Source organism: Pseudomonas capeferrum (genome assembly GCF_000731675.1).
Classification (GTDB): Bacteria; Pseudomonadota; Gammaproteobacteria; order Pseudomonadales; family Pseudomonadaceae; genus Aquipseudomonas; species Aquipseudomonas capeferrum.
Genome location: NZ_JMIT01000006.1, coordinates 118,739 through 129,534, shown reverse-complemented (window position 1 = coordinate 129,534; position 10,796 = coordinate 118,739). Strand labels below are relative to the sequence as shown.

At 65.8% G+C, this 10,796-nt stretch carries 7 protein-coding genes and 1 tRNA gene; 7 read left to right on the top strand and 1 reads right to left on the bottom strand.

Going from position 1 to position 10,796, the window contains the following annotated elements:
* Positions 1-551: 551 nt before the first annotated feature.
* From fdnG to PC358_RS26205, 7 genes are all read left to right on the top strand, one after another.
* The gene (gene fdnG, locus PC358_RS26235; RefSeq protein WP_152604617.1) at positions 552-3,620 is read left to right on the top strand and encodes a formate dehydrogenase-N subunit alpha; all 3,069 of its coding nucleotides are present in this window, start codon (positions 552-554) and stop codon (positions 3,618-3,620) included.
* A complete protein-coding gene (gene fdxH, locus PC358_RS26230) occupies positions 3,620-4,570 on the top strand; it encodes a formate dehydrogenase subunit beta (RefSeq protein ID WP_033703475.1) in 951 nt (316 codons plus the stop codon). The genes fdnG and fdxH overlap by 1 nt, the downstream gene beginning before the upstream one ends.
* Positions 4,567-5,223, top strand: coding sequence for a formate dehydrogenase subunit gamma (locus tag PC358_RS26225; RefSeq protein ID WP_033703473.1), 657 nt, complete (start codon positions 4,567-4,569; stop codon positions 5,221-5,223). The genes fdxH and PC358_RS26225 overlap by 4 nt, the downstream gene beginning before the upstream one ends.
* Before the next feature lie 4 nt (positions 5,224-5,227).
* Positions 5,228-6,154 (top strand): formate dehydrogenase accessory protein FdhE, encoded by a 927-nt coding sequence (gene fdhE / locus PC358_RS26220; protein WP_033703471.1) that lies wholly within the window; start codon positions 5,228-5,230, stop codon positions 6,152-6,154.
* A gap of 144 nt (positions 6,155-6,298) precedes the next feature.
* Positions 6,299-7,726, top strand: a complete 1,428-nt coding sequence (gene selA / locus PC358_RS26215) for an L-seryl-tRNA(Sec) selenium transferase (protein WP_033703470.1) — start codon at positions 6,299-6,301, stop codon at positions 7,724-7,726.
* A complete protein-coding gene (gene selB, locus PC358_RS26210) occupies positions 7,723-9,645 on the top strand; it encodes a selenocysteine-specific translation elongation factor (protein ID WP_033703519.1) in 1,923 nt (640 codons plus the stop codon). The genes selA and selB overlap by 4 nt, the downstream gene beginning before the upstream one ends.
* A 6-nt stretch (positions 9,646-9,651) precedes the next feature.
* Positions 9,652-9,747, top strand: a tRNA-Sec gene (locus tag PC358_RS26205).
* A gap of 2 nt (positions 9,748-9,749) precedes the next feature.
* On the opposite strand, the gene PC358_RS26200 is transcribed toward PC358_RS26205, so the two are convergent.
* On the bottom strand, positions 9,750-10,769 hold the full coding sequence (locus PC358_RS26200; protein WP_050506191.1) for an asparaginase: 1,020 nt from the start codon (positions 10,767-10,769) through the stop codon (positions 9,750-9,752).
* Positions 10,770-10,796 lie beyond the last annotated feature (27 nt).

Sequence of the window (10,796 nt, the reverse complement as noted above, 5' to 3'; positions counted from 1 at the left end):
GATTTTTGATGGCCGCCAAGGGGTAAGACTAGTCAAGAATTGGGAAGGTGCGATGACGTGGGTCAGGGGAGGTGTTGGGGAGCGGTGTGGGGGCTGACAGGTGCTCGCCACAACAGGTTCAGCGCCTATGAGATCGAGCGCCGCCCGCGCGGCGCATCGCGACGCAAGGCCGCTCCTACATTTGTTTCGGGCCAATGAGGTCTGTGACATTTGCGCGCGACCGCCTTGTTCGCACGACGCAATATCGAGGCGAACACCAAGGGGGCGCGCGCCAATGCCTCAGGAATAATTGGCCCGAAACAGATGTAGGAGCGGCCTTGCGTCGCGATGCGCCGCGCGGGCGGCGCTCGATCTCACAGGCGCTGAAGCTGTTGTGGCGAGCACCTGTCAGCCCCCACACCGCTCCCCAACACCTCCCCTGACCCACGTCATCGCACCTTCCCAATTCTTGACTAGTCTTACCCCTTGGCGGCCATCAAAAATCCGTCACCGTGACTACCAAAAGGCGCCGGCCATGTTCCGTGCGCCCACCACCTGATCAGGAGTGCACGATGGACCTCAACCGTCGGCAATTCTTCAAGGTCGCCGCCGTCGGCCTTGGAGGCTCTAGCCTGGCGGCGTTGGGCATGGCCCCGACGCCGGCCTTCGCCGAGCAGGTACGCCACTTCAAGCTGGCGCACACCATCGAAACCCGCAACACCTGCCCTTACTGCTCGGTCGGCTGCGGCCTGATCATGTACAGCCAGGGCGATGCGGGCAAAAACGTCAAACAGAACATCATCCACATCGAAGGCGACGCCGACCACCCGGTCAACCGCGGCACGCTGTGCCCCAAAGGCGCAGGCCTTCTGGACTTTATCCACAGCCCGAGCCGCCTGCAGTACCCCGAAGTGCGCAAGGCGGGCAGCAAGGAATGGGTGCGGGTGGAGTGGGACGAGGCGCTCGACCGCATCGCCCACTTGATGAAGCAGGACCGCGACGCCAACTTCATCGAGAAAAACGCCCAGGGGCAAACCGTCAACCGCTGGCTCACCACCGGTTTTCTCGCTGCCTCCGCCGCCTCCAGCGAGGCTGGCTACCTGACCCACAAGGTCGTCCGCGCAACAGGCATGCTGGGGTTCGATAACCAAGCACGTGTCTGACATGGCCCGACGGTGGCAAGTCTTGCCCCGACGTACGGCCGTGGCGCCATGACCAACCACTGGTCCGATATCGCCAACGCGAATCTGGTCCTGGTGATGGGTGGCAACGCAGCAGAAGCGCACCCGTGCGGCTTCAAGTGGGTGACCGAGGCCAAAGCGCACAACAAGGCGCGGCTGATCGTGGTCGACCCGCGGTTTACTCGTACCGCCTCGGTGGCGGACTACTACGCACCGATTCGCACCGGCAGCGACATCGCCTTCATGGGCGGGCTGATCAACTACCTGCTGAGCACCGACAAGATCCAGCACGAATACGTGCGCAACTACACCGACGTGTCGTTCATCGTCAAAGAAAGCTATGGCTTCGAGGACGGGCTGTTCAGCGGCTACGACCCCGCCAAGCGCGTGTATGCCGACAAGTCCGGCTGGGGCTACGAGCTGGGTGAGGACGGCTTTGCCAAAGTCGACCCAACCCTGCAACACCCGCGTTGCGTGTTCCAGTTGATGAAGCAGCACTACAGCCGCTACACCCCGGAACTGGCCAGCATGACCTGTGGCATGCCGCAGGACGCCATGATGAAGATCTGGGAAGAGATCGCCACCTGCTCGGCACCGGGCAAGACCATGACGATTCTCTATGCGCTGGGCTGGACGCAGCATTCGATCGGCGCGCAGATCATCCGCAGTGCGGCCATGGTCCAGTTGCTGCTGGGTAACGTCGGCATGCCGGGCGGCGGGGTCAACGCCCTACGCGGGCACTCCAACATCCAGGGCCTGACCGACCTCGGCCTGCTGTCCAACTCGCTGCCGGGCTACCTGACCCTGGCCGGCGATGCCGAACAGGACTACGCCGCGTTCATCGACAAACGCGCCTCCAAGCCGCTGCGCCCGGGGCAGCTGTCGTACTGGCAGAACTACGGCAAGTTCCACGTCAGCCTGATGAAGGCCTGGTATGGCGCCAATGCCACGGCAGAAAACAACTGGGGCTACGACTGGCTGCCCAAGCTCGACGTGCCGGCCTACGACGTGCTGCGCATGTTCGAGATGATGAGCCAGGGCAAGGTCAACGGTTACATCTGCCAGGGCTTCAACCCGATCGCCGCGCTGCCGGACAAGAACCGCGTCACCGCAGCGCTGGCCAAGCTCAAATGGCTGGTGATCATGGACCCGCTGGCCACCGAAACCTCCGAGTTCTGGCGCAACGCCGGGCCGTTCAACGACGTCGACACGGCCAACATCCAGACCGAAGTGATCCGCCTGCCCACCACCTGTTTTGCCGAAGAGGACGGCTCGCTGGTCAACAGCAGCCGCTGGCTGCAGTGGCACTGGAAGGGCGCCGACGGCCCAGGCCAGACCCGCACCGACGTGCACATCATGAGTGAACTGTTCCTGCGCCTGCGCCAACGCTACCAGGCCGAGGGCGGCGCCTACCCCGATGCCCTGATGAACATCAGCTGGCCGTACAAGATCCCTGAAGAGCCGTCCCCGGAGGAGCTGGCCAAGGAAATGAACGGCTGGGCCGTGACCGACGTCACCGACCCGACCGGCGCCGTGCTCAAGGGCGGGCAACAGTTGTCGGGCTTCGGCCAGCTCAAGGACGACGGCAGCACGGCGTCGGGCTGCTGGATTTTCGCCGGCTGCTGGACCGAGCAAGGCAACCAGATGGCCCGCCGTGACAACAGCGACCCGTATGGCATGCACCAGGTTCAGAACTGGGCCTGGGCCTGGCCGGCCAACCGCCGCATCCTCTACAACCGTGCCTCCAGCGACCCGCAAGGCAAGCCATGGGACCCAGAGAAGAAGCGCCTGGTGTGGTGGAACGGCAAGGCCTGGACCGGTACCGACGTGCCCGACTTCAAGGTCGACTCGCCACCGGAAGCCGGGATGAACCCGTTCATCATGAACCCCGAGGGCGTGGCGCGCTTCTTCGCCATCGACAAGATGGCCGAAGGCCCGTTCCCCGAGCACTATGAGCCGTTTGAAACACCGATCGGCATCAACCCGCTGCACCCGCAGAACAAGAAGGCCACCAGCAACCCGGCCGGGCGGATCTTCGATTCGGTGTGGGACACCCTCGGCACCCATGATGAATTCCCCTACGCGGCGACCACGTACCGGCTGACCGAGCACTTCCACTTCTGGAGCAAGCATTGCCGGCTCAACGCCATCGCCCAGCCCGAGCAGTTCGTCGAGATTGGCGAGGTGCTGGCGAACGAGAAAGGCATCAAGGCGGGTGACCGGGTGCGGGTGTCGAGCAAGCGCGGCCATATCGATGCGGTGGCGGTGGTGACCAAGCGGATTCGCCCGCTGCAGGTCAACAACCAGACCGTGCACCAGATCGGCATCCCGCTGCACTGGGGCTTCACCGGGGCGACCCGGCACGGCTACCTGACCAACACCCTGGTGCCGTTCCTGGGTGATGGCAATACCCAGACGCCGGAGTCCAAGTCGTTCCTCGTCAAAGTGGAGAAACTCTGATGGCCAGCCAAGACATCATCGCCCGCTCGGCCACCACCACCGTACCGCCGTCGGTACGCCAGCAGCAGGAAGTCGCCAAGCTGATCGACACCACCAAGTGCATCGGCTGCAAGGCCTGCCAGGTGGCGTGCTCGGAGTGGAACGAACTGCGTGACGAGGTCGGCCACAACCACGGCACCTACGACAACCCCCAGGACCTCACCGCCGAGACCTGGACCCTGATGCGCTTTACCGAGCACGAGCGCGACGACGGCAACCTGGAGTGGCTGATCCGCAAGGACGGCTGCATGCATTGCGCCGAACCAGGCTGCCTGAAGGCGTGCCCGAGCCCGGGGGCAATCATCAAGCACGCCAACGGCATCGTCGACTTCAACCAGGACCACTGCATCGGCTGCGGTTACTGCATCACCGGCTGCCCGTTCAATATCCCGCGCATCTCGCAGAAGGACCACAAGGCGTACAAATGCACCCTGTGTTCCGACCGCGTGACCGTGGGCCTGGAGCCGGCCTGCGTGAAAACCTGCCCGACCGGGGCGATCGTGTTCGGCACCAAGGACGAGATGAAGGTGCATGCCGCCGAGCGTATCGTCGACCTCAAGTCGCGCGGCTACGACAACGCCGGGCTGTATGACCCGGACGGCGTCGGCGGCACCCACGTGATGTACGTGCTGCACCATGCCGACACGCCCAAGTTGTACGCCGGCCTGCCGGACCAACCGGTGATCAGCCCGCTGGTGGGCTTGTGGAAGGGCTTCACCAAACCGCTGGCGCTACTGGCCATGGGCGCGGCGGTGCTGGCCGGGTTCTTCCACTATGTGCGGGTCGGCCCGCAGCGGGTCGAAGAGGACGAACACCCCACACCGCCCGATGACAGCGTGCACCAGGTGGACCCGGCAGTGCATGTCTACGATCCGAAGCAGCCCGGTGGGCAAGGGGAGCAGCGGCCATGAACGACAACAAACCCATCCTGCGCTACAACGCCAACGAACGGACCAACCACTGGATCGTCGCCATCCTGTTCTTCCTGGCCGGGCTTTCCGGGTTGGCGCTGTTCCACCCGGCGCTGTTCTGGCTCAGCCACCTGTTCGGCGGCGGGCCCTGGACACGCATCCTGCACCCGTTCATGGGCGTGGCGATGTTCGTGTTCTTCCTTGGCCTGGTGGTGCGCTTCTGGCGCGCCAATTTCATCACCGCCAACGACCGCCTGTGGCTGCGCCGCATTGACCGGGTGATGGTCAACCGGGAAGACGGCGTGCCGCCTATTGGCAAGTACAACGCAGGGCAGAAGCTGCTGTTCTGGACGCTGCTGGTGTGCATGCTGGTGCTGTTGATCAGCGGTGTGGTGATCTGGCGCGCGTATTTCAGCCATTACTTCGATATTGGCGCGATACGCGTAGCGTCGCTTGCCCATGCACTGGCAGGCTTCGTGCTGATCCTCAGCATCATCGTGCACATCTACGCCGGTATCTGGATCAAAGGCTCGATCGGCGCCATGCTGCATGGCTGGGTCAGCCGCGCCTGGGCGCGCAAACACCATCAGTTGTGGTACCGCGAAGTGACTGGCGACAAGACGCCGGGCGATCACGGACGTAAAGAAGGATGAGCGTGTGAGCACGATACTCGAACCCGGGCAGATCGAAGCGTCGGCGGTGGCGCCGCCGTTCATTCATCTGCCGCCCAAGGACTTGTTCGCCCAGCGTGCCGAGCGGCTGGAGCAGTTGGCAGTGGGTAATGCCCTTGGCGATTACCTGCGCCTGATCGCCTGGCTGTGCCGCTTCCAGCAGCAGCTTGTGGATAACCCGCCCGGTGGTTTACCGGTGGCCGAAGCGCGTCAGCGCCTGTGCATGAGCCATGGGCTGCCGCCCCTTGCAGCCGACAGCCTGGTGCGCGAAGGGCCGTGGCTGGCGTGGATGCAGGCGTTGATCGAGCACTTTGACGAAGAGGCCAGCGGCCCGTTGGCTGTGGCGTTGCAGGCACTGCGCGACAGTGACGACAGCCAGCGCAAGGGGTGGGGCATCGCCTTGCTGGCTGGGCAGTTCGACGCCGTGCCGGCAGCGTTGGTGCCGTTTCTCGGCGCCGCGCTACAAGCCGCGTGGTTCAGCTGGCTGCTGGCGCTGCCGGCCGCCGAGCTCAAGCCCTCTGGCAGCCAGGCCCAGTGCCCGGCCTGCGGCTCGCCGGCGATGGCCGGGGTGGTGCGCAACCGTGGCAAGCACAACGGCCTGCGTTACCTGGCGTGTTCGTTGTGTGCCTGCGAGTGGCATGTGGTGCGGGTCAAGTGCGTGTACTGCGAGTCGAGCAAGGGCCTGCGCTATACCAGCCTGGAGGATGATCGCCACGCGCCGGGCAAGGCGCCACTACGGGCCGAGTGCTGCCCGGGGTGCAACAGCTACCTGAAGCAGAGTTACCTGGAAAACGATGCGGCGGCCGAGCCGTTGGCCGATGACTTGGCCAGCCTGGCACTGGATATGCGCTTGGATGAGGAAGGCTTTCATCGCCTGGCACCGAACCTGATGCTGGCGCCGGGTGGTGGCTGAGTGTCTACACTGCAAGTTCGAGTCGCCCTTTTCGCGGGGCAAGCCCGCTCCCACAGGTACTGCGCTTTTTCCGAAAACTGTGGGGGCGGGCTTGCCCCGCGAAAGGGCCAGAACAGACAACGGACCAGCTCAAGGTAGTACCTGATGTCTTCAAGCCTCGCCGATAACGCCCCACGCCTGCCTTCCATCGACACCCTCCTGCGCCACCCGGCCTGCCTCCCGCTGATCGACCGGCATGGCCGCGACGCCGTGTTGAATACGCTGCGCCAACTGCTCGACGACCTGCGCGAACCCACCCGCCAAGGCCAACTCAGCACCGCCGAACTGGCCGCAGACGTGCTGTTGGGGCGCACCGGCGAGCGCTTGGCCACCCAGCAACGTGGCCAGGTCCGCCGCGTGTTCAACCTCACTGGCACCGTGCTGCACACCAACCTCGGCCGCGCCTTGTTGCCGGAAGAGGCCATTGAAGCCATGCAGACCGCCGCCCGCTACCCGCTCAACCTGGAGTTCGACCTGGCCACCGGCAAGCGCGGTGACCGCGACGACCTGATCGAAGGGCTGATCCGCGAGCTGACCGGCGCCGAAGCCGTCACCGTGGTCAACAACAACGCCGCCGCCGTGCTGCTGGCGCTGAACAGCCTGGGCGCGCGCAAGGAGGGCATCATCTCCCGGGGCGAGCTGATCGAGATCGGCGGTGCCTTCCGCATCCCCGACATCATGGCCCGCGCCGGCGTGCGCCTGCACGAAGTCGGCACCACCAACCGCACCCATGCCCGCGACTACGAAGGCGCGATCAACCCGCGTACCGGCCTGCTGATGCGCGTGCACTGCAGCAACTACAGCATCCAGGGCTTCACCACTCAGGTGCCCACCGCCGAACTCGCGCACATTGCCCACCAACATGACCTGCCCCTGCTCGAAGACCTGGGCAGTGGCAGCCTGCTCGATATGACTCGCTGGGGCCTGCCCGCCGAACCGACCGTGCGCCAGGCCCTGGCCGACGGCGCCGATATCGTCACCTTCAGCGGCGACAAGCTGCTGGGCGGCCCGCAGGCCGGGATCATCGTCGGGCGCAAGGCGCTGATCGCCAAGATCAAGAAAAACCCCCTCAAACGCGCGCTGCGCGTCGACAAGATCACCCTCGCCGCGCTTGAGGCGGTGCTGGCGCTGTACCGCAACCCCGACCGGCTGGCCGAGCGCCTGCCCAGCCTGCGCCTGCTGACCCGCAGCCAGGCCGAAATTCAGGCCCAGGCCGAGCGCCTGGCACCGGAACTCAAGGCCCGCCTCGACGCACAGTGGGCCGTCAGCGTGGAGCCAGCATTGGGCATGATCGGCAGTGGCAGCCAGCCGGTTGCACGCCTGCCCAGCGCCGCGCTGTGCCTGCGCCCGCGGGTGTCGAAGAAGCTGCGCGGGCGTAGCCTGCATGTGTTGGAGCGGGCGTTGCGCAACCTTCCGGTACCGGTGCTCGGGCGCATCGACGACGATGCACTGTGGCTCGACCTGCGCCAGCTGGACGACGAAGCCCAGTGGTTGGCGCAACTGCCGGCCCTGCAGTTGGGGCCGGTGCAGTGATCGTTGGCACCGCCGGCCATATCGACCACGGCAAGACCGCGCTGCTGCAGGCCCTGACCGGGCAGGCGGGTGACCATCGCCAGGAAGAGCGCGAGCGCGGCATGACCATCGATCTCGGCTACCGCTATGCAGCCCTGGCCGAAGGTGCGCCGCTGACCGGCTTCATCGACGTGCCCGGCCACGAGCGTTTTATCCACAACATGCTCGCCGGTGCCCACGGCATCGACCTGGTGTTGCTGGTGGTGGCCGCGGACGACGGCGTCATGCCGCAGACCCGCGAGCACCTGGCGATCATTCAATTGCTGGGCATCCCCCAGGCACTGGTGGCGGTCAGCAAGTGCGACCGGGTAGCGCCCGCGCGGGTGGCCGAGGTGCAAGCGCAGGTTGCCGCGCTGCTGGCGCCGGGGCCGTATGCGGGCGCGCCGCAATTTGCCCTTTCCAGCGTCACGGGTGAGGGGGTGGCGGCGTTGCGCCAGGCGCTGCTGCAGGCTCAAGGGCGCGTGCGGCAGCGCAGTGTGCGCGGTGGTTTTCGCCTGGCCATCGACCGTGCCTTCGCCGTCTCCGGTGCCGGCGTGGTGGTCACCGGCACGGCATTGGCCGGCCAGGTCCGTGCCGGCGATACCTTGCTGTTGGGCAAAGCGGGCAAACCCGTGCGCGTGCGTGGCCTGCATGCGCAGAGCCAAGCGGCGCTGGTGGCCGAAGCGGGCCAGCGGGTGGCGTTGAACATCGCGGCCGAGCGGCTGGCGGTCGAGCAGGTACACCGGGGTGACTGGCTGGTGCCCGAGTGGCTGCATGCGCCCAGTGTCCGGGTGGATATCGAGCTCACGCTGCTTGCCGGCGAGCCCCGCCCGTTCGAGCATTTCAGCGCCGTGCACGTCCACTTGGGCACCCAGGATGTGACTGCCCGCGTGGCATTGCTCGAAGGCGAAGTACTGCAGGCAGGCCAGCGCATGTTTGCCCAGTTGCTACTCAACGCGCCGCTGCAGGCCGTGCATGGCGATCGGCTGGTGCTGCGCGATCAGCGCGCCCAGCGCACGCTAGGGGGCGGGCGGGTACTCGACCCGTTTGCGCCCAGCCGGCAGCGTCGCAGCGAGCCCCGGCTGCGCCAGTTGCAGGTGCTGCGTGATACCGAGGATCTGGAGCAGGCGTTACCGGCCTTGCTTGCCACCGCTGCCGGAGGGCTTGACCCGCAGCGGCTGGAGCGGCAGTTCAACCGCCTGCGGGCCAGCTGGCAGTTGCCGGCGGAGGTGCAGGTGATTGCCACGCGCCAGGGGCAGTTGTTGTTTGCCGATGCCCAGTGGTGCGCCCTCAAGCAGCAACTGCTGGCGCAGCTGGCGCTGTTTCACCAGCAGGAGCCCGACCAGCTCGGCCCGGACCGCGACCGCTTGCGACGCTTTGCGGCCTTGCCGCTGGAGCGCCCGGCGTTTGTCAGCCTGCTGGATGAACTGCTCGATGAGGGGCAGGTTTCCAGCAGCGGGCCTTGGTTGCATCTGCCCGATCACAAGGTGCAGTTGAGCGAGGCCGACAACGCATTGTGGGCAAGGCTGGAGCCATGTTTGCTGGAGGGGCAATTCGACCCCCCGTGGGTCAGGGCCTTGGCCAATGAAGCGGGCTGCGCCGAAGCGGATGTACGCCTGCTGTTGCGCAAGCTGGCAAGGCTCGGGCTGGTGCACCAGGTGGTACGCGACCTGTTCTACCCGGCGGCGACGATCCAGCGCATGGCCGCGTTGCTGCTTGGCCAGGCGAATGAAGCGCCGATAGTGCAGGTGGCGGCGTTTCGCGATATGTTGGGCATCGGTCGCAAACGCAGTGTCCAGATTCTGGAATATTTCGACCGCATCGGCCTGACCCGCAGGGTGGCCGACCAGCGTTACATCCGCGCCGACAGCGCCCTGGCCCAGCAGCAGGCCAGGCACTGAGTTCAAGGAAGGCAATCGCGCCCGGTGGCGCGGCCGGGCTTCAAACCCGGTTGGGGACGGCAGCCGTTCCCGGGCAGGTTCGACTCCCGCTGCCTTCCGCCACTTTATTCTGACTGTTCGGGGCTCTTCGCGGAGCAACCCCTCTCGCCGCACAGATCCAGCGCAAACCACTGCTCTGCCGCTGCAGCATCCAGCCCCGCCCCCAGCAGCGCAAACATCTTGCCCAACGCCGCTTCACGGGTCATGCCGCCGCCGCTTACCAGGCCTGCGCCACGCAGGCGGTTGCCCGCCGCATAGGTATCGAACACCACCGACCCTTCCGGGCACTGGCTTATCGCAACCAGCATCACACCCCGCTGACGGGCCGCCTGCAGCGCATCAAGCAAGGCTTGGTCATCCGATGGCCCCGTGCCGCTGCCATAGCACTCCAGCAACAGCCCCTGCACGCCGCTGTCGAGCAGCGCCCGCAAATGCCCGGCCTGCAAGCCAGGAAACACCGGCATCAGCGCCAGGTTGACCGGCTGACGTGGGTGCTTGTAGCCAAGCTCGGCAGGCAGGGCAGTGGCACGCTCACCGTCGCGATGACGCGGCAGCGCGGCAAAGGCATCAAAGGCCTCGCTGCGCAGCTTCGACGCCCGGCAGCCATGCAGCAACTGGCCGTGGAAGTACAGCTGCACGCCCTCTTCAAGGCCTTGCTCGCACTGGCGCAGCGCGCCGCACAGGTTGTCCCAGGCATCACTGCCCGGCACGCCGGCTGGCAGCATCGAGCCGGTCAGCAATACCGGCACCGGCAAGCCAAGCAGCAGGAACGACAACGCCGCCGCGCTGTAGGCCAGGGTGTCGGTGCCATGCAGCACCAGCACGCCATCGTGGCCGGCAACGTCCACCGCTTCGACGATGGCATCGCGCATGGCCAGCCAGTTTTGCTGCTGCATGTTGGCGCTGTCGAGCAGCGGGTTCATTTCCTGCAATGTCCACTGCAGCTGGGGGGCATCGGCCATTTGCGCGAAGTGCTCGCGCATCCGCGCATCGAAGCCGCCCGCTGGCGCCAGGCCTTCAGGGGTTTCGAGCATGCCGATGGTGCCGCCGGTGTACAGGACGAGAAGATTCTTTACTGCGCGCATGGAGAACATCCGTAGCGGTGAGCGGAG